General features: G+C 63.3%; 15 protein-coding genes and 1 pseudogene. 10 read left to right on the forward strand and 6 right to left on the reverse strand.

What is annotated here, in order from left to right; translation table 11 throughout:
* Positions 1 to 30 precede the first annotated feature (30 nt).
* From hutU to R6U53_RS01095, 6 genes are all read left to right on the forward strand, one after another.
* Positions 31 to 1,788: a urocanate hydratase gene (gene hutU, locus R6U53_RS01070; protein ID WP_410320528.1), complete on the forward strand. Its 1,758-nt coding sequence runs from the start codon at positions 31 to 33 to the stop codon at positions 1,786 to 1,788.
* Positions 1,789 to 1,837: 49 nt separating this feature from the next.
* Positions 1,838 to 3,037 (forward strand): imidazolonepropionase, encoded by a 1,200-nt coding sequence (gene hutI / locus R6U53_RS01075; protein WP_410320529.1) that lies wholly within the window; start codon positions 1,838 to 1,840, stop codon positions 3,035 to 3,037.
* A complete protein-coding gene (gene hutH, locus R6U53_RS01080; RefSeq protein ID WP_410320530.1) occupies positions 3,030 to 4,598 on the forward strand; it encodes a histidine ammonia-lyase in 1,569 nt (522 codons plus the stop codon). The genes hutI and hutH overlap by 8 nt, the downstream gene beginning before the upstream one ends.
* A 93-nt stretch (positions 4,599 to 4,691) precedes the next feature.
* Positions 4,692 to 5,780, forward strand: coding sequence for a glycerol dehydrogenase (locus R6U53_RS01085; protein WP_410320531.1), 1,089 nt, complete (start codon positions 4,692 to 4,694; stop codon positions 5,778 to 5,780).
* Between the two features lie 305 nt (positions 5,781 to 6,085).
* Positions 6,086 to 7,003: a DMT family transporter gene (locus tag R6U53_RS01090; RefSeq protein ID WP_410320532.1), complete on the forward strand. Its 918-nt coding sequence runs from the start codon at positions 6,086 to 6,088 to the stop codon at positions 7,001 to 7,003.
* A 122-nt stretch (positions 7,004 to 7,125) separates the two neighbouring features.
* Complete coding sequence (locus tag R6U53_RS01095) at positions 7,126 to 8,022, forward strand: carbohydrate kinase family protein (RefSeq protein ID WP_410320533.1); 897 nt, start codon at positions 7,126 to 7,128, stop codon at positions 8,020 to 8,022.
* Positions 8,023 to 8,193: 171 nt separating this feature from the next.
* On the opposite strand, the gene R6U53_RS01100 is transcribed toward R6U53_RS01095, so the two are convergent.
* The 3 genes from R6U53_RS01100 to hisD form a co-directional block, all read right to left on the reverse strand.
* Positions 8,194 to 9,375, reverse strand: coding sequence for an extracellular solute-binding protein (locus R6U53_RS01100; protein ID WP_410320534.1), 1,182 nt, complete (start codon positions 9,373 to 9,375; stop codon positions 8,194 to 8,196).
* A gap of 279 nt (positions 9,376 to 9,654) precedes the next feature.
* Positions 9,655 to 10,434 carry an SDR family NAD(P)-dependent oxidoreductase gene (locus R6U53_RS01105; RefSeq protein ID WP_410320535.1) on the reverse strand — a complete coding sequence of 260 codons (780 nt, stop codon included), beginning with the start codon at positions 10,432 to 10,434 and terminating at the stop codon, positions 9,655 to 9,657.
* Between the two features lie 70 nt (positions 10,435 to 10,504).
* On the reverse strand, positions 10,505 to 11,770 hold the full coding sequence (hisD, locus tag R6U53_RS01110; protein WP_410320536.1) for a histidinol dehydrogenase: 1,266 nt from the start codon (positions 11,768 to 11,770) through the stop codon (positions 10,505 to 10,507).
* Positions 11,771 to 12,137: 367 nt separating this feature from the next.
* On the opposite strand from hisD, the gene R6U53_RS01115 reads away from it, so the two are divergent.
* Together R6U53_RS01115 and R6U53_RS01120 are read left to right on the forward strand one after the other, a co-directional pair.
* Positions 12,138 to 13,097 (forward strand): ABC transporter permease, encoded by a 960-nt coding sequence (locus tag R6U53_RS01115; RefSeq protein ID WP_410320537.1) that lies wholly within the window; start codon positions 12,138 to 12,140, stop codon positions 13,095 to 13,097.
* Positions 13,094 to 13,912: an ABC transporter permease gene (locus R6U53_RS01120; RefSeq protein WP_410320538.1), complete on the forward strand. Its 819-nt coding sequence runs from the start codon at positions 13,094 to 13,096 to the stop codon at positions 13,910 to 13,912. The genes R6U53_RS01115 and R6U53_RS01120 overlap by 4 nt, the downstream gene beginning before the upstream one ends.
* A gap of 381 nt (positions 13,913 to 14,293) precedes the next feature.
* Here R6U53_RS01120 and R6U53_RS01125 read toward each other — a convergent pair whose 3' ends face one another.
* The gene (locus R6U53_RS01125; protein WP_410320539.1) at positions 14,294 to 14,596 is read right to left on the reverse strand and encodes a hypothetical protein; all 303 of its coding nucleotides are present in this window, start codon (positions 14,594 to 14,596) and stop codon (positions 14,294 to 14,296) included.
* Positions 14,597 to 14,846: 250 nt separating this feature from the next.
* Here R6U53_RS01125 and R6U53_RS01130 point away from each other — a divergent pair.
* Positions 14,847 to 15,053: pseudogene (locus R6U53_RS01130) on the forward strand (type II toxin-antitoxin system PemK/MazF family toxin); the annotation flags it as partial.
* Between the two features lie 243 nt (positions 15,054 to 15,296).
* Here the strand turns inward: R6U53_RS01130 and R6U53_RS01135 are convergent.
* Positions 15,297 to 15,944, reverse strand: coding sequence for an NTP transferase domain-containing protein (locus tag R6U53_RS01135; RefSeq protein ID WP_410320540.1), 648 nt, complete (start codon positions 15,942 to 15,944; stop codon positions 15,297 to 15,299).
* Positions 15,941 to 17,182 carry a molybdopterin molybdotransferase MoeA gene (locus R6U53_RS01140; protein WP_410320541.1) on the reverse strand — a complete coding sequence of 414 codons (1,242 nt, stop codon included), beginning with the start codon at positions 17,180 to 17,182 and terminating at the stop codon, positions 15,941 to 15,943. The genes R6U53_RS01135 and R6U53_RS01140 overlap by 4 nt, the downstream gene beginning before the upstream one ends.
* Positions 17,183 to 17,309: 127 nt before the next feature.
* Between R6U53_RS01140 and R6U53_RS01145 the strand changes: the two genes are divergently transcribed.
* Entirely contained in the window at positions 17,310 to 18,251 is a 942-nt protein-coding gene (locus tag R6U53_RS01145; RefSeq protein WP_410320542.1) for an AAA family ATPase, read from the forward strand.
* Positions 18,252 to 18,253: the final 2 nt, after the last annotated feature.

An 18,253-nucleotide genomic window follows, 5' to 3' on the forward strand; every position in this document is an offset into this window, starting at 1 on the left:
CCGTCGTTGCCTGAGGTCACGGTGAGAACGATGTCCGACAATCAGCGTCAACCCAGTACCAGATGGCAGGAACTCAAGGGTGCCCCGACGGGTACGGAGTTGCGGACCAACGGTTGGCGACAGGAGGCGGCGCTACGGCTGTTGAACAACAACCTCGATCCAGATGTGGGCGAGGACCCCGAACGCCTCGTCGTGTATGGCGGAACCGGCCGCGCAGCCCGTAGCTGGGACGCCTACGACGCAATCATGGACCAGCTCACGTCGCTCGACGACGATGAGACACTGCTCGTCCAGAGCGGCAAGCCGGTCGGCCGGTTCCGGACCCACGAGATGGCCCCCCGCGTGCTCATCGCGAATTCGAACCTCGTCGGTCACTGGGACGACTGGGAGCACTTCCACGAACTGGAGGCCGAGGGACTCATGATGTATGGGCAGATGACGGCAGGCTCGTGGGCCTACATCGGAACCCAGGGTATCATCCAGGGGACCTACGAGACGCTGGCTAAGTGTGCCGACCAACACTTTGGCGGCGATCTGTCCGGCAAACTCGTCGTCACCGCGGGCCTCGGCGGGATGGGTGGTGCCCAACCGCTCGCCGTCACGATGAACGGGGGCGTCTGCCTGGTCGCGGACATCGATGCGGATCGGATCCAGCGCCGGATCGAGACCGGCTACTGTCAGGAGATCGCCAATGATCTCGATACGGCGATCGAACGTGCGCTGGCCGCGGTCGAAGCCGGCAAGCCCTACAGCGTCGGCGTGCACATAAACGCGGCGGACATGTACGAGGAACTTCTCGAACGGGACGTGATCCCGGACGTCGTCACGGATCAGACGTCGGCTCACGACGCACTGGAGGGATACTATCCGAGCGGCTACACCCTCGACGAGGCGGATGCCCTGCGCGAGCGGGATCCGGAGCGCTACCGCACGGAGAGTCTCGACACGATGGAGCGCCACGTCGACGCGATCTTGGCGATGCAACGCGCTGGCGCGGTCGCCTTCGAGTACGGAAACAACATCCGCGGACAGGTTAAAGAGCACCGAGGACGCGACGACGCGTTCGATTTCCCCGGGTTCGTCCCGGCGTACATCCGGCCCATGTTCTGTCGGGGGCAGGGCCCGTTCCGGTGGCTCGCGCTCTCCGGCGAGGAGTCCGACATCTACCGGACGGACGACGCGGTACTGGAGCTGTTTCCGACTAAGGAGCGACTGCGTCGGTGGATCGATCTCGCACAGGAACACGTCGAGTTTCAGGGACTACCCTCACGGGTGTGTTGGCTCGGGTACGAAACGACTCGGGCAACCGAGGTGGGCCTCGACGACGTCGACGCCGTCGATCCCGACGACGAGCTGACCGAACGTGCACAGTTCGCCCTGCGCATCAACCAGCTTGTCGCCGACGGCGCGATCACCGCCCCGATCGTCGTGACGCGAGATCACCTCGACGCGGGAAGTGTCGCCTCACCGAACCGGGAGACGGAGGCGATGAAGGACGGTAGCGATGCGGTCGCCGATTGGCCGATACTGAACGCCCTGTTGAACTGCGCTGCGGGCGCCGACATCGTCAGCGTCCACGACGGCGGCGGCGTCGGCATCGGCAACGCCGTCCACACCAACAACCACGTCGTCCTCGATGGGACGGAGCGGGCGGCCAAAACGGCCATGCGAGTGTTCACCACCGATCCGGGGATGGGCGTCGTCCGGCACGCCGACGCCGGCTACGAGACCGCACTCGAAGAGGCCGAACGCTCGAACGTCGAGATCCCCATGGGCGGTGAGGAGTGATGTCTCCCCGCTCGCTCGCGCCCGCCGAGCAGCCGTCGATCACTCGACCATGACCGATTACACCGTCATTCACGACGCCGCAGAGCTCCTCGATCCCACCGGGTCGACCGTCACCCGAATAGCGGACGCCGCCGTCGCGATCAGCGAGGGGACCATCGTCGCGAGCGGATCGACCGACGCCGTGACGCACGAGTTCCCGCCCGAAAACGCGGCCGGTGCGATCGACGCGTCGGGGAAGGTCGTCCTCCCCGGTTTCGTCGACTCACACACACACGCCGTCTTTGCGGGCGACCGATCGGAAGAGTTCACCGCAAAACTCGAGGGAAAGAGCTATCAAGAGATCAGAAACGAAGGCGGCGGGATATTGCGCACCGTCGAGGCGGTCCGCGCGGCCTCGATGGCTGAACTCGTCGAAGGGCTGTTGGCACGGCTCGACCAGATGGTCGCTCACGGAACGACGACCGTAGAGGTGAAATCCGGGTACGGCCTCTCGGTCGAGGCCGAACGCAAACTCCTAGAGGCGATCGACGTGGCCGCCGACCGGCACCCGCTCGACGTCGTGTCCACGTTCATGGGTGCCCACGACGTGCCGGCGGGGTCGGACACCGACGAGTACGTTGAGACGGTCATCGACGACCAACTCCCCGCGGTCGCCGATCTGGCCGAGTTTTGCGACGTGTTCTGTGAGGCAGGTGTGTTCACGACCGAGCAGTCCCGTCGGGTACTCGAAGCGGGGGCGGACGCCGGTCTAACGCCGAAGGTTCACGCCGAAGAGTTCGAACGCATCGGCGGTGCTCGGGTGGCCGCTGACGTCGAGGCGGCCAGCGCCGACCACCTGCTGCAGGCGACCGCCGAAGACGCCGAGGCCCTCGCTGCGGCCGACGTCACGCCCGTATTGCTCCCCGGCACGGCATTCACCCTCGATACCGAGTATGCGGATCCCACGCTGTTCGAGGAGGTCGCCATCGCGACTGATTTCAACCCCAACTGCCACTCGATGAGCATGGAGTTCGCCGTCGACTTGGCGTGTCACGGCATGCGAATGGCACCCGATACGGCCCTCAGATCGGCGACAGCGGTCGCCGCGAAGGCGCTCGATCGGACCAACGGAACCGGGACGCTCCAAGTGGGCGCACCCGGTGACGTGATCATTTCCTCTGTATCGAGCGTGGACCAAATCCCGTATAATTTCGGGATCAGTACGATCGAGACGGTTCTCAAGGACGGCGAGGTGGTGTATCATGACTGAGATCGTCGTCGATGGCGAGAGCCTGACGCCCGCGGACGTCGAGGCGGTGGCCCGACACGACGCAACGGTCGCGGTCGCGGAGCAGGCCCGCGAGGACGTCCGTACGTCCCGCGAACGCATCGAGGACATCCTCGACACTGACGAGGCCGTCTACGGCGTCAACACCGGCTTCGGTGAGCTCGTTCAAAAACGCATCCCGGAAGCCGATATCCAGTCGCTCCAACGAAACCTGATCCGGAGTCACGCCGCGGGGGCCGGGGAGAATCTCGCCGTTCCCGAAGTCCGTGGGATGATGGTCACGCGGCTGAACGCGCTCGTCAAGGGGTTTTCGGGTATCCGCGAGCGCGTCATCGATCTCCTCGTCGATATGCTCAACGAGGGCGTCCACCCGGTCGTGAAATCGAAGGGAAGCCTCGGGGCGAGCGGCGATCTCGCCCCGCTGGCACACCTCGCGCTCATCTTCATCGGTGAAGGGGCAGCCTTCGTCGATGGCGACCGACTGCCGGGCGAGGCCGCACTGGCCCGCCGAGGGCTGGAGCCGATTAGCCTCCGCGCAAAGGAGGGGCTCGCGCTCATCAACGGCACCCAGTTGACGGTCGCGCTCGCCTCGCTCGTGGTGTGTGACGCCGAGCGGATCCTGAGGGCGGCCGATATCGCCGGCGCGTTGACGACGGAGGTGACGATGAGCACGACCGCCTCGGCTCACCCCCGTATCCACGACGTTCGCCCGCATCCGGGACATTCGGAGACGGCGAAGAATCTTCGCCGCCTCACCGATGGCTCGGAGATCATCGACTCACACCGAAACTGCGATCGGGTACAAGATCCCTACTCGATCCGGTGTATGCCACAGGTGCACGGCGCAGTGCGGGACTCGCTCGCGCATCTCCGTGAGATCGTGACGACCGAACTCAACAGCGCGACCGACAATCCGCTGGTGTTCGACGCCGAGCGTGTCGACGACCGCGCGAGCGGAACCGAGCACGCGGCGGTGCTCTCCGGGGGGAACTTCCACGGCGAACCACTCGCACTCCCGCTGGATTACGTGAGCGGCGCGCTCACCGAGATCGCCGCGATCGCCGAACGACGGATCGATCGGCTGCTCAATCCGAACATCCAAGAGGAGCACCTCCCGGCGTTTCTCACCGACGACAACGGGCTCCAGTCGGGCTACATGATCGTCCAGTACACGGCCGCCGATCTCGTCAGTACGAACCGCTCGATCGGTCGCCCGTCGACGGACAATATCCCGGTTAGCGGAAACCAAGAGGACCACGTGAGCATGAGTGCAACGAGCGCCCACCACGCGCGCGAAATCACCGAGAACACGCGCCACGTCGTCGCTGCGGAGCTGGTCTGTGCCGCACAGGCGATGGACTTTCTAGAGGGGCTGGATCCCGGTACCGGGACGGGAGCGGCGTACGAGGCCATCCGCGAACGCGTCCCGTTTCTCGACGAGGATCGGACGGTCGGTACCGACGTCGAGGCTGCTCGGGATATAATCGCAGACTCCACCCTGCTGAACCGCGTCGAGGCGGCGATCGACGGTGAGCTGGCGTGAACCGCCTCCGAATGCCAGGAGCGGGTTGATGATCGGTGGATGCATACGGCGTCGCATGCGATTCGATCGGGACGACCCCGCGGAGGCCGAACGGTGACCAGAATATTCGGGTCGCCCGGACGATACGTTCAGGGCGAGGGCGTCATCGACTCGATCGAGGAGTATCTCCCGATGGACGGCTCACAGGCCGCGTTGCTCCTCGACGAGCAGATCGTCGATCTCGTCGCCGAACCCCTGCGTGCCGGCCTCGATGCGGCGGGCTTTAGGATCGAATCCATCGCAGTCGATGAGGTCCCGACGAACGGCGTGATCGAGGCTCTCGTCGATGAAATCGACGCCGCCGACGTCGTCGTCGGGGCGGGCGGCGGGCGAACGCTGGACATCACGAAGGCGGTCGCCGCGCGGCTCGAGGCCCCTCTCGTGACAGTGCCGACGATCGCCTCGACGGACGCACCGACCAGCAGCCTGTCGGTCATCTACACCGAGTCGGGTGACTTCGAGGCGTTGCAGTTCCACGGTGTCAATCCGGACCTCGTTTTAGTCGACACCGGACTCATCGCGAGGGCACCGACGCGGCTGTTCCGCTCCGGTATTGCCGACGCGCTGGCCACGTGGTTCGAGGCCGACGCGGCGTATCGAGCACACGGGAAAAACGTCTTCGAGGGCCGCTCGACGCGGACCGCACACGCGATCGCCCGAGAGGCCTACGAGACGATCGACGAACACGGCGTCGACGCGGTGCGGGCCGTCGAACAGGACGCGGTGACGCCGAGCGTCGAAGCGGTCGTCGAGGCCAATACGCTCATGAGCGGACTCGGCTTCGAAAGTGGCGGTCTGGCCGCAGCCCACGCGATCCACGACGGCCTGACACACCTCGAAGTCCACGGCGCGACCCACGGTGAGAAGGTCAACGTCGGCACGATCACCCAACTCGTCTTGGAGGGGCGCTCGAGGGACGAACTCCACGGGTTCATCGAGCTCTCGATCGAACTCGGCTTGCCGGTCACGCTCGCGGGAATCGGGCTCGCGGACGCGGACGCGGCGACCCTCCAGCGGGCCGCCGAGGCGGCCTGTGAGCCGACCGAGACGATTCACAACGAACCGTTCGAGGTGACGCCCACAGCCGTCGCCGACGCACTCCTGACGGCGGACCACATTGGTCGCACGCTGAAAGATGGCTGATCGGACTCGCCTCGGCCATCGCCAGGACGGACCTTTCGCTTACACATCATGCGGCAGCCGGTGTCGAAGCCGTGAGGGTCTGGATCAACGAGTGTGTTCAGGTCTTTTCGGGACTGGTCTTCGGTGGCTACAACGGTTCGGGAACCGGTTGGGAGTGTCGTTCAGAGACGCTCGACGGGTCCCGCCGACAGAAACCCGTCGCGATAACCACCGAGACTGTGCTGGCCGGTCAGTTGTGGCGTCCGAGGAACCTCCGTTACACAGCTTTTCAGAGATATTATTATGGTCACGTAGAATTGAAAGACATGGTTCTTGAAGTGTCTACCTCGGTATTAGGGGTTTTATTGGCAGGGGTCGCGTCTATCGGATTCGCCGGACAGTTTCTCTGTATTCGGCTCGGAACGGACACTGGTAGTGTCTCCGATGCAGTTTTGATAGTATTACTGAGTAACGTACTGCTGATTGTACCGGCTATTTTTCTCTTTCACGGGCGACCTCAGTTGGAGTTCTTCACCCCACGTTCAGTCGTATCCTTCGCAGTCGCCGGCTTCGCTGGCATGGTCGTCGCTCGAGTACTGATGTTCACGAGTATCAAACGCCTCGGTGCAAACATCACTTCCCCCGTTATCGCATCAAACGCGCTGTTTGCGACGGTCTTTGCGGTTATATTCCTCGGGGAGCGACCGACAGTCGGTCATTATATCGGAATCGTACTCATCGTCGTCGGAATTGCGGTTGTCTCTTGGGAGACCGCGACTGTGACGAACACCGTTCAGTCGACTCGAAAAACCGGAGCGACACTGCTACTGCCGGTCGCTGCTGCGGTGGCTATTGGAATCGAGCCGATATTCGTGTCGACTGGGCTCGCAGCGGGGACGCCGGTCCTGCCGGGTCTGTTCGTGATGGCGTGCTCTGCAACGGTCTGTTACACTCTGTATCTCGCTTGGACCAATTCGCTAAATCGGATCCCGATACGCAGTTCCAATACGGCGTGGTATATCGCTGGTGGGGTGTCGACTACGATCGGGTTCATAGCGTACTTTGCGGCGCTCGAGATCGGTTCGGTCGCGCTCGTCATGCCGCTGCTCCAACTAACCCCACTGATCGTGATAGGGGTATCCGCATTGTTTCTTCCACAGCGCCTGGAACGTGTTACGTGGCGTGTTATCGTATCTGCCGTTCTTGTCGTGATCGGGGCTACGATCGTCTCGATTCTGGGATGATGTCGAATGATCGCCCGATCGTCACATTTTCCACGGTAGTGAACGGATAGTAAACGCAGAGACATGGGAAACAACGATCTCCGCTTCGGTAGTGATCGAAACTCACGATGGGTCACTCGCCAATGAGCGAGGTGCTTGTCGTCGGCGATGCCATCGTTGATTTCGTCTTCGGAGACGTCGACCACGTCCCCAATCCCGGCGAGGAGATGGTCGCATCGCGATTCGAGGTTCGCCCCGGTGGGTCCGCAGGTTATGCGTCACTGGGTTTGGCCGCTCAGGACGTCGACGTTCGGGTCTCGACCCCCATCGGGACGGATCCGCTCTCCGAGCAGTGGCTCACGTTTATGAGTGATCACGGCGTCAACACCGAGTTGGTCGATCGGATCCCGGATACGGGTATAAGTACCGCGGCAGCGATCCTCACGGACACCGATCGATCGTTCGTGACGTATCGCGGCGCGGCTGCAACCACCTCGGTAGAACCCCCCGATGTTGGATCCGCGGATATCGTCCTCATCTCCGGGTTCGCACAGGCACCATATCTCTGGAGCGTCGACGGCGTTGCCGCTATCCAGACGTTGAGCGAATCCGACGCGCCGATCTTGCTCGATACGAACTGGTCGCCATCCGGCTGGCAGGAGGCGTTCGACGAGATCCTCCCGTCAATCGACTACCTGCTTGCCAACGACACCGAAGTTCGTCGACTGGGAGGCTCGGATTCTATCTCCGACGCCGCTGGCACACTCGTTGATCGCGGCGTCGGGTCGTGCATCATCAAGGCCGGCGAGGAAGGCTGTCTCGTTGTCGACACCGACGGCATCAAGACCGTCCCGACCGACTTCGCTACGGCCGTCGATACCTGTGGTGCCGGTGACTTCTTCAACGCGGGTTTCATTTCGGCCCTCTCGGCGGGCGCGTCGGTTACTGCGGCTGCGAGACGCGGTAATCGGGTCGCCGGTGCGGCGATCGGGGTGTTCTCGATCCACGAAAAGCTGGAACTGATCAATTCGCTGTCTTGAGACAGTCCGACTGATTCAGCTGGTTACAAATCACCTCCGCAGGTACCAAAGCCCGCGTGATACGTACTCTCAGGGGATATACGGGCGTTGAGCGATACGTGTGTACGACGACCGGTCGGCATGGCAACGGCCGATCCTGTCGATATTTGTTCAGAAACGCCGTCAGTTGATCTAGGAGCCCATAATCTCGTTGACGCGGCTCTCCCAGTTGGGTTCGTATTCTGTCATGATGTCCAGCGGCGGCACGATCATCTGGTTGAACTGCTCTTCGTCCGTTGGGTAGGCGAGATCTTCTTCCATCCAGGTTGGGATCTCCGCGTCCGCATAGAGGGGTGCCACGCCGAGGTTCACACACCACGGACCGATGACCTCGTCGCTCGCGGCCGTATTGATGTACTTTTGACTCCAGTACGTCTCGGACTCACTTTGCCCCCGTGGGACCCACATCGTGTCACGACCCGCACGCGCGCCCTCCTCCGGGATGGTGTAGTCGACGGGCGCGCCGTCATCTTGGGCGTTGACGATGTTCGCCGGTAGCAACACCGCCATAGCGACCTCGCCCTGCCGGAGGCTCTGGGTGAGCTCTGAGTCCTCGCCGATCGTCCCAACGTTCGGACGGAGGCTCTCGTACTCGTCCCAGATCGGCCCCATCTCTTCGACCGGCCCGAGTTCGGTGTCCGTCATCTCGGCTAAGAGGGGTGTTATACCATGCCCACTCGGATACAGACCGATCTGGTTTTGCCACTCGTCGTCCCACCACATGCTCCAGGAAGTCGGCTCCGACTCGATCTCGTCGGTGTTGTAGGTGAGTGCGTACGTGTACGAGTAGAGGTTCACGAACGGCCATTCGACGTCGCCAGCGTCGGGTTTCGCGGCGTCAAGCAAGTTCGTGATGTTCGGGGCGACATCGGTGTCGAGCGGCTCGATGAGCTCCAACTCGAAGGACTGAAAACTCGTCTTCGTGAGCGACCACTGAACGTTGACCGGCGGTTCCCGGTCCTGCTGGAGCGCGGTCCGGATTTGCGCTTGCATCTGGTCCTCGTCCGAATTGTCGTATTCGACCTCGATGCCGGTCTCCTCGGTGAACGGCGTCGAGACGTACTCGTCGAGGTTGTCCTGCCAAGCCCCTCCCCAGGCGCGAACCGTGATCGAGTCCGGCTTTTCGGGTTCGCCGCCACCGTTCCCGTTGCCGTTGCCGTTCCCGTTGCCGCCGCCACCGTTCCCGTTGCCGCCGTTTCCGCTGCCACCGCTACAGCCAGCCAATCCGGTGACCGATGCCGCACCGGTCGCCGCGATGAGCTTTCGGCGGCTGATCCGTTCCGCGCCGTCCGATCTCTGCGTTTGCTCTTCCATAGTTCGATCAGTATGAGTGCTGTTACCGGGCATACAACTATACCCACCATAAGGTTGTGTATTTATAAAAGATGCGTCTTTCTCCCAAGATATGTACAAGAATGTCCGACAGCAACGGGGGATTTCGTCGGTGTCAGCGGCCGAGCACGGCGAGGATCGTATATCGGGTACACGGTCTCAGTAGCCCGGTTATCCCGTTTGCGACGATATCACCCCAGTACCTGGGGTCTCTTTCACCCACACCGACCGGCCGGTGGTGGATCCCGACGCGCGAGGACGTCACCTGACGGTGTATCCACCGTCGATGACGATCGTCTCGCCAGTCATATACGAGGAGGCCTCCGAGGCGAGATAGACGACCGTCCCGGCCAACTCGTCCGGCGTTGCCATCTCATCGAAGAGCATCTCTGAAAGCCATGCCGCCTCCATGTCGGGATTCTCTGAGAGCATCTCGTCAATCATCTCCGTGCGGATGTATCCCGGCGCGATGGCATTGGCTCGAATCCCGTGTTCGGCCCACTCGGAAGCGAGCTGTCGGGTAAAAGAGACGACGCCGCCCTTCGAAGCGTGATAGACGACCTCCTCCTGTGGATAGTTCGCCACGAACGCCGACATCGACGCCATGTTAATGACCGTCCCACCGTCGCCGTCGACCATCGCCCCACCAGCGTGTTTCGTACAGAGGAACACGCCAGTGAGGTTCGTCTCGATCACCTCGTTCCACGTTTCAAGCGACATCTCGTGGGCGGGGGCCATCCGCGCGATCCCCGCATTGTTCACCAGGATATCGATCGATCCGAACTCGGTGAGCGTCCGCTCGACCATCCGCTCGACGTCGGTCTCGTCAGTGACGTCAACCGCGACCGCAGTCGTCTCGACGTTCGTCGATTCTTGGATCGCCTCGGCGGCCCGCTGGCCGTCGTGTTCGTTTCTGTTGGCGATACAGACGTCCGCGCCAGCCTCGGCGAGTCCCTCGGCGAGCGCGCGCCCGATACCCTTGCTCGCCCCTGTCACAATCGCCGTCTTTCCGTCGAGCCTGAACGAATCCAGTACGGACATATCTTCACGTCTGTGCGCGACTCGATAATAAAACACACCCACCACAAGGCGACGGATTCGTCGATGCGCCCTACTCAAGCCGCGCCCGAACGCTTTCGGCGTGAGCGTCGAGCCCCTCCAGTTCGGCCAGCGTGACGATCGGCTCCGAGATCGACTCTAGCCCCTCGCGATCGAGTTCCTGAATCGTCCGCGAACGGACGAACGTATCGACCGAGAGACCGCCCGTCGTCTTCGCCGCCTTCGCCGTCGGGAGGGCGTGATTCGTCCCACTTGCGTAATCGCCCGCGGCCACGGGACTGTACTCGCCCACGAAGACGCTCCCGGCGCTGTCGACGGCCTCGACGACCGCCGTTCGATCCGCCGTCTGCACGACGAGGTGTTCGACGGCGTAGGATTCGGCAAAGGCCGTCGCCTCGGCCATCGAGTCCGCCAAAAAGACGCCGCTGCTGTCGTTCGCGAGCGCCTCACGGATGATGTCGCTTCGGGACAGCTCGGGGAGTTGGCGCTTCACCTCGTCGACGACGGCCTCGGCGATCGCTTCGTCCGTGACGACGGCCACCGCGGAGGCGTGGGGGTCGTGTTCGGCCTGCGCGAGGAGTTCCGCGGCGACGTATTTCGGGGTCGCCGTTCCGTCGGCGAGGACCAACACCTCGCTGGGACCCGCGATCATGTCGATCGCGACATCACCCCGGACCGCCGCCTTCGCGGCCGCGACCCATCGGTTTCCCGGCCCGACGATCTTCTCGACCGCCGGGATCGAGTCCGTGCCGTACGCGAGCGCCGCGATCGCCTGTGCGCCACCGACCGTGTACACCTCGTCGACACCAGTCAGATCGAGGGCGGCCAGCGTGACCGGATTACGTTCGGCGGCCGGCGGTGTGACAACAGCGATCTCCTCGACGCCGGCAACCCTCGCAGGAACGACCGTCATAATCGCCGTCGAAGGATAGGCCGCGCTCCCGCCGGGGACATAAGCGCCAACCCGATCTATGGGCCGAAACTGTCGACCGAGCGTCACGCCCCCGAAATCGTCAGTCCAGTCGTCGCGGCGTTGCCGCTCGTGGAAGGTGCGAACGCGATCGATCGTGACCTCCAGCGCGTGCTTGACGTCCTCGTCGATCGCATCGGCGGCACCAGAAATCGCGTTGGTCGCCAGGGTGTCGCTGTCGACGTCGTCGAAGCGCCGGTTGAATTCATGGAGCGCTTCGTCGCCGTCCGTCCGGACTCGATCGATGATGTCTTCAACGTCGGTTCGGATCGAATCGAGTCCGGTATCGCGATCGGAGACTGCGTCCAACGCAGCAGGGCCAAGCGTCGACAGTGGTTGTACATCCATGGACTACGGTGGGATGATCAAGCGCATTAATACAGTCCCACCGTGTGGTGACTCCCCACCGATACGGGCGCGAACTGATGACGCCCGCTCCACGTTGCCGGGTCCACGCCCATCCGTCTCATCCGTCGCATCCACCATACGGTGGTCTTACACGTATACCCCATAGGGGGAATGTCTCACGTAATCCGATGAGATACAGTAAGACACCGGACCTGCGGGGCGTGGCCGGCCTCGCATCCGCGACCTGTCCCCCCGGTATCCAACAGGCCCGTGGAGTAACAGTTATGAAAGCGGCGTCACGAATCGTTTATCACTGCAACGGCTCCGATGGCCGAAGCCGCCCGTCCCTTGGAGACGTGATTGACTCATGAGTCGAATAGACACCTACCGGCACACCTGGACCCGATTCAAGTGGTCCGTGATCGACGCCATCATCGCGATCAAAGGGCGCGTTCCGATCGAAACAAAGGGGGACTCAAATCGATTTGGGTACGTCCTGATCATCCCCGGCGTGCTCGTGATCAGCTTTCTCGCGGTGGGAATGGCGCTTCTCGCTTGGTATAGCTTTCTGACATACGACACAGTCCAAATATTCACCTACGAGTACACCATCGCCAATTGGGAGCGCCTGCTGGAGACATCCGCGTTCCATCGGGTGTTTTTCCGGACGATCCTTTATTCGACACTCGTCACTATCTGTTGTGTCGCCCTCGCAATCCCGTATTCGTACTTAGTTGTCCGAACGAATCAACCGCTATTCAGATATGTACTGCTCTTTGGGTTGTTCGTTCCCTTCTTTTCGGGAGTGATTATCCGAGCGTATGGCTGGCTCATTCTGCTCGGCCGCAACGGTGCGTTCAACTGGCTACTCGAAAACGCTGGATTCGAACCGGTAAATATCATCGGCACCTCGACCGCAGTCATCCTCGGTCTCGTCCAGTATATGCTGCCGTTTGCGGTTTTGATGATTACGCCCGCAATCGCGGGTATCGACCGAAATCTCGAACGAGCAGCGAAAAATGCCGGGGCGAATCAGTTCCAGACGTTTCGCCACGTCATCCTCCCGCTGGCGCGCCCCGGCATCACCGCTGCGGCGATCGTCGTGTTCACGATCACGATGGCGAATTACTCGATCCCCGACCTGCTCGGCGGCGGCACGAACGACTTCGTCGCAAACTTCATCTATCGGACCGTGTTCGGAACGCTGAACTATCCGTTCGCGTCTGTGTTGAGCATCGTCCTCGTGATTGTCGCCTCAATCGTCGTGCTCGGCGTTTTCCGGCGCTACGGCACCGGCACGCTCGGTGTGGAGGTGAGTGAGGAATGAGCTCCGTTCGTGGCGTCGGCCGACATCTCAAAACCGACCACCCGTATCTCACGCTCTTTGCGCTGGTCGAACTGATCTTCTTGGTGTTGCCCTCATTCATCATTCTCGTCGCCTCCCTCGGTGCGGGCGAGATCATCTCGTTCCCGCCGGACGAACTGAGTCTCAGATGGTACGTCTCGCTGCTCGATGAGGGCGAGTATATCCAGCCGTTTCTCAACAGCGTGATGGTCGCAACGATTTGTACGATCATCTCGATCCCGATCGGGCTATCGACCGCACTCGGGTTGAACCGCTACGATATCCGCTTCGAACACGGGATCCAATTATATCTGTTGTTGCCCTTCACCATCCCCCTCGTCGTCTCGGGATTCATCCTGCTGATACTGTTCGGCCGACTCGGCTGGATCGGCAACATCTGGGCGGTTGGGCTGGCGCTGACGATCATCAACATCCCGTTCATGATCTGGAGCGTCGCCTCCAGCGTCAATGCCTTCGATCCCACCCTAGAAAACGCCGCGCGAAGCCTCGGTGCCGAGGAGGTCCAAACCTTCAGACACGTTACGCTGCCGGCCCTGATGCCGGGCGTGATCTCCGGCTCGCTGATGATGTTCATGCTCGCGCTCAACGAGTTTATCGTCAGCCTCATCATCACAATATCGGACACGGAGACGCTCCCCGTCGCGATCTACAGCGCAATCCGGGGGAACATCAGTCCGCAGATCGCAGCGATCTCGAGCGTTTACGTTATCGTCGCCATTATCGCGATCATCGTCGCCGACCGGCTCGTTGGGCTAGATAAGTTCCTGCATTCGTAAGCCCCTACAACGACCAAACCACCGTTCTCGAGCTCCCCACGAATAAAACGGATTGGATTCAGCATGGACTCCCGTTATGGCCGAAACATCGGCAGGCGATCCGTACTCACCGTTCACGTTCAGCGTCCCGCTGTTCAAGGGCACGCTCAAGGGTACGACTCGGTCGTCCTCAGTTTGGTTACGACGGGGTACCACAAACCGATGTATTTCGCCGCGTTGTAGTCCGCTTGGTTCTCCTCCCAACACTGCAGTCACTCGAAGTCTTCACCGTCACGGTTGTCTGGGCGGGTGAATTCACAGTGCGGCGCCATCACTGTTCACGTCGCGTTTGACTGGAATAGTTCGTCGCATCTCAATACGTTGTATTCGAAGCCTCGCCGTTTACCGCGAGGAGGATGTCACAACATCGAAGGTTGCCCAGCCGGCGTCGACGGCTTCGTGAGCCGGTACATGGGACTCTCTGGCGACCGGGGAGAGGAGATCGTCGGTGTCGTCGACGGTGTCGCCGTCGTTGACATACCAGTCGAACCCAGCGTGTTCGAGGTCGAGATCCTCGCTCCAAAACTCCGAAAACGTCGTATCGTGGTGTTCCTGCAGTGTGTAGAGGAGCGTCCGGAAGCCACGCTCGTTGAGCCAGTCGTAGGTGGGCTGATCGGTTTCGGGATCGAGACCGTCAGCTTCCATGGCCGGTGCGATGACGTTCCAGTACGCGTCAACGAGCTCGTCGCGGTCCAGCAGTGTCCAACGTGCTTGATCGCAAAACTGAAACACCCGCCACTCTGGAGTCGTTGATTCCCCCGCCTGCAGGCGGAGGCGGATATCCGGTCGTTGACCGGATGATGCTGGTCTTTCGACCGATAGCTCACTAGTCGTGCTTGTAGGCAATGGTGGGCAAATAGTAACAGCCCGTATTCGAGTGCGACCATCGTCGCCCCCCGCGACTGGCATGCACCGGGGGTACCCCTTCGAGCTACTCGTCGAAGTGGACGACTCGCCGTTCGAGGAGGACTCGTCGGTTCGCCTCGACCAGATTCGTGTCGTCTCCATCGCAAAGCGAATTCCCTCGGTCGTCGGGAATCTGGACGCGGGAACGATGCGTCAGGTAGACGATGCGCTGAAACTGAGCCTCGGACTCAACTGAGTGCCTTGGCGCAGACGACAAAGGAGGGCGAGAGGCGGTGTCGCGGTAGGAGCTTGCAGTGGCGCTGTCTCGGGAGGGGATCCTCTCGGTTGGAAACGCCCGAGAACTCGCAGACCCGACCGAGAGCATCTAGCTGTCCACTCGACCCCAACAGCACCCCACGGCCCCACCCAGCGCGACCGCACTCTGGTTCAACCCGTTCGTCCCGATCAGCGCGGTCGAGGGCGGAACGACTCACGACAGTCACGATCGGTGCTCGCCGCGGAGGTCCCGGAGGTCCGCCAGCGTGTCGACATCACGGTGGACCCCGGGGTCGCCGCTCTCCACGAGCGCGCTTTCGGATCCCTCGAGGAGTATCTCCCTGCCACCGACGTCACCCCGGACGTCCCGCAGGGAGTCGAAATGGCGCCGGTCGAACAGTACCGGGTTCCCCCGCCGTCCGTCGTTGGCGGCCGCGAGCGCATCGCCCAGCCCGCGCTCGTAGGCCGCTACCAGCCGTCCGACGGTCTCGGGTGCCACGGCGGGCATGTCGCTCAGCGCGAACACCACCGCATCGGCGTCGTCGCCGACCGCCTCGATCCCGGTCCGGACCGACGTCGCCTGTCCCTCGTCGTAGTTGGGGTTCTCGACGACGGTCACCGGGAGGTCCGAAAGCGCCTCGCGAACCGTGTCGGCGTCATGGCCGACGACGATGACCACCTCCGAGAGCGGTGCGGCGAGCAGCGTCCCCACGGCGCGGCGGACGAGCGGTTCGCCGGCCAGCGGCGCGAGCAGCTTGTTCCGGTCGCCGAACCGTTCGCTCCGCCCCGCGGCCAGCAGGACCCCGGCGACGGTGGCCGCCCCCTCGGGTGGCCCCTCCGGCGTCACGACGGGCAACCCCCCCTCGCTCATCGCTCGACTACCGGGTACGGGACCACGCGCACCGTCTCGCCCGCCTCGAATCCGGTCTCGGTCAACACGAACCCGTCGGCCCGGGTCGCGCGGGTACTCGACGAGAGGACGCTCGGGTCGAAGCTGTCCTCGTAGACCGCAAGCGGGGAGTCGACGTGCCCCAGCGGCATCGCCTCGCCGCCCTCCAACGTGACGGGAACCGCGTATTCGAACCCCTCGACGCCGATGGCGACCCCTCGAGCGATCGTCGACGCCAGCGCCGGCAGGTCGGACTCGCCGGTGAAGAACGGTCGGGCGACGAGCGTCGTGACCGCGTGGGCACCGACGGGTTTCCCCGGTATCGCGATGGCGACCGCGTCGTGGTCGGCGAGCCGGGCGACGGCGATCGGCTTGCCGGGCCGTATCCGGACCCGGTGGAAGAGCACCTCGCCGAGCGATTCCAGCGCCTGGAGGACGTGGTCCTTCGGGCCGACGCTGGTGCCACCGGTCGTGACGACGACGTCGTGGGCGGCCGCCAGTCGTTCGATGTGAGCCTCGACGCGGTCGGCGTCGTCGGGGACGGTCCCCTCGTAGGTAGCCTCGTGCCCCCACGCCCGGACGAGGCCAGCCAGCATCGGCGAATCGAGGTCGCGGTGTCGGCCCTCGTGGATCTCAGTGCCGGTCGCCAACAGCCCGACAGACAGCGGCTCGAGGACGGACACCGTCTCCAGACCGAGGTCGCCGAGCAGGAGGGCGTCCTTCGGAGCGAGTCGCTCCCCGCGTTCGACGAGGCGTTCGCCGGCCGCGACGTTGTTCCCGCGCTCGTAGACGTAAGTGCCGGCCTCGACCGCGGGTCCGCGGAGTCGGCCGCCTTCGACGGTCGCCTCCTCCTGTTTGAGGACGACGTCGGCGGATTCGGGGAGCGGTGCGCCGGTCGCGATGCGGACCGCCTCGCCGCGCCCGATGGTCGGCGGACCGTCTTCGGGGTAAACCTCCCCCGCGACTTCTAGGGGGTAGTCGTCGTCCGCGGCGAAGGCGTAGCCGTCCATCGTCGCGTGGTCGTGTGCCGGTAGCGCTCCCGGGGCGTCGACCGGTTCCGCCGCGATCCGACCGGCGATTCGATCGAGCGGGACCGACTCCGCGGGCCGGTCGGGGAGCAGTTCCTCGCGAAGCGACCGCAACCGACGGACGGCACCCTCGCGGGGCAGCATCGTCTCGTGGTCGGCGTCGCCGTGGTCGTGGTCGTGATCGTGGGCCATCGCTCGTCCACACACGGGGGCGCCGTATAACTCAAGATGTCGGTCGACGCCGTTGCCCGCGTCGTAACCTATTAATCGCTCTGTGTCGTTGTGCGAGTAGTTACTCCGTACGTCGGAGAGATATCCGATGACCGCACCGCCAGACACCGACGTGATCCCCTTCGGCGAGGTGACGGAGGCGCAGCTCCGCGAGGCCTTCGAACGGACCGACTACGTCGCCGACGACGCCCTGACGACGACCGTCCTGCTGTCGTTGCGTCTGGGAAAGCCGCTGCTCGTCGAGGGGCCGCCCGGCAGCGGCAAGACGGAGCTGGGCAAGGTGCTCGCGGAGGGGTTCGACACCGAACTGGTCCGCCTGCAGTGTTACGAGGGCCTCGCCGCCGAGAGCGCCCTCTACGAGTGGAACTATACGAAACAACTGCTCGCCGTCCAGTCCGACGAGGGGTCGGTCGCCGACGAAGGGTCGGTGTTCCGCGAGGAGTTCCTCCAGGAGCGACCGCTATTGCGGGCGCTGACCGCGGCGGGCGACCGACCGCCGGTGCTGCTCGTCGACGAGATCGACCGCGCCGACGAGGAGTTCGAGGCGTTTCTCCTGGAGGTGCTGTCGGACTTTCAGGTCACCATCCCCGAGTACGGCACTGTCGCCGCCGAGACGCCGCCGGCGGTCGTCCTGACCTCGAACCGAACCCGTGGACTGAGCGACGCGCTGAAACGCCGGTGTCTCTACCTCCATGTCGACCCACCGTCGTTCGACACCGAGTACGAGATCGTCCGCCGGAAGGTGCCCGAGCTGGACGCCGCGGTCGCCGCGGAGGTGTGTGCGGTCGTCGAGCGCCTCCGAGAGGAGCCCTTCCTGAAACGGCCCGGGGTCGCGGAGACGCTGGACTGGGCGCGGGCGGTCGCCGCGCTTCGGACCGGCGACACCGGGACGGACATCACGCCCGCGGAGATCGAGCGGACCATCGGCTGTCTGCTCAAGGAGGCCGAGGACGTCCGCCGCGTCGACGACGAACTGCTGGAGCGGCTTCGGGCGGCCGCAGCGACGGCCGAAGAGCGCATGGAGGGGTGACC

Source organism: Natronomonas sp. (assembly GCF_046483325.1).
In the GTDB taxonomy this organism is placed as follows: Archaea; Halobacteriota; Halobacteria; order Halobacteriales; family Haloarculaceae; genus Natronomonas.

Coding starts and splice junctions, on each gene's coding strand:
- R6U53_RS01125 (WP_410320539.1), bottom strand. CDS start 14,596: ATGGAAGCTGACGGTCTCGATCCCGAAACCGATCAGCCCACCTACGAC.
- hutH (WP_410320530.1), top strand. CDS start 3,030: ATGACTGAGATCGTCGTCGATGGCGAGAGCCTGACGCCCGCGGACGTC.
- R6U53_RS01095 (WP_410320533.1), top strand. CDS start 7,126: ATGAGCGAGGTGCTTGTCGTCGGCGATGCCATCGTTGATTTCGTCTTC.
- hutI (WP_410320529.1), top strand. CDS start 1,838: ATGACCGATTACACCGTCATTCACGACGCCGCAGAGCTCCTCGATCCC.
- R6U53_RS01090 (WP_410320532.1), top strand. CDS start 6,086: ATGGTTCTTGAAGTGTCTACCTCGGTATTAGGGGTTTTATTGGCAGGG.
- R6U53_RS01115 (WP_410320537.1), top strand. CDS start 12,138: ATGAGTCGAATAGACACCTACCGGCACACCTGGACCCGATTCAAGTGG.
- R6U53_RS01145 (WP_410320542.1), top strand. CDS start 17,310: ATGACCGCACCGCCAGACACCGACGTGATCCCCTTCGGCGAGGTGACG.
- R6U53_RS01120 (WP_410320538.1), top strand. CDS start 13,094: ATGAGCTCCGTTCGTGGCGTCGGCCGACATCTCAAAACCGACCACCCG.
- R6U53_RS01100 (WP_410320534.1), bottom strand. CDS start 9,375: ATGGAAGAGCAAACGCAGAGATCGGACGGCGCGGAACGGATCAGCCGC.
- hisD (WP_410320536.1), bottom strand. CDS start 11,770: ATGGATGTACAACCACTGTCGACGCTTGGCCCTGCTGCGTTGGACGCA.
- R6U53_RS01135 (WP_410320540.1), bottom strand. CDS start 15,944: ATGAGCGAGGGGGGGTTGCCCGTCGTGACGCCGGAGGGGCCACCCGAG.
- hutU (WP_410320528.1), top strand. CDS start 31: ATGTCCGACAATCAGCGTCAACCCAGTACCAGATGGCAGGAACTCAAG.
- R6U53_RS01105 (WP_410320535.1), bottom strand. CDS start 10,434: ATGTCCGTACTGGATTCGTTCAGGCTCGACGGAAAGACGGCGATTGTG.
- R6U53_RS01140 (WP_410320541.1), bottom strand. CDS start 17,182: ATGGCCCACGATCACGACCACGACCACGGCGACGCCGACCACGAGACG.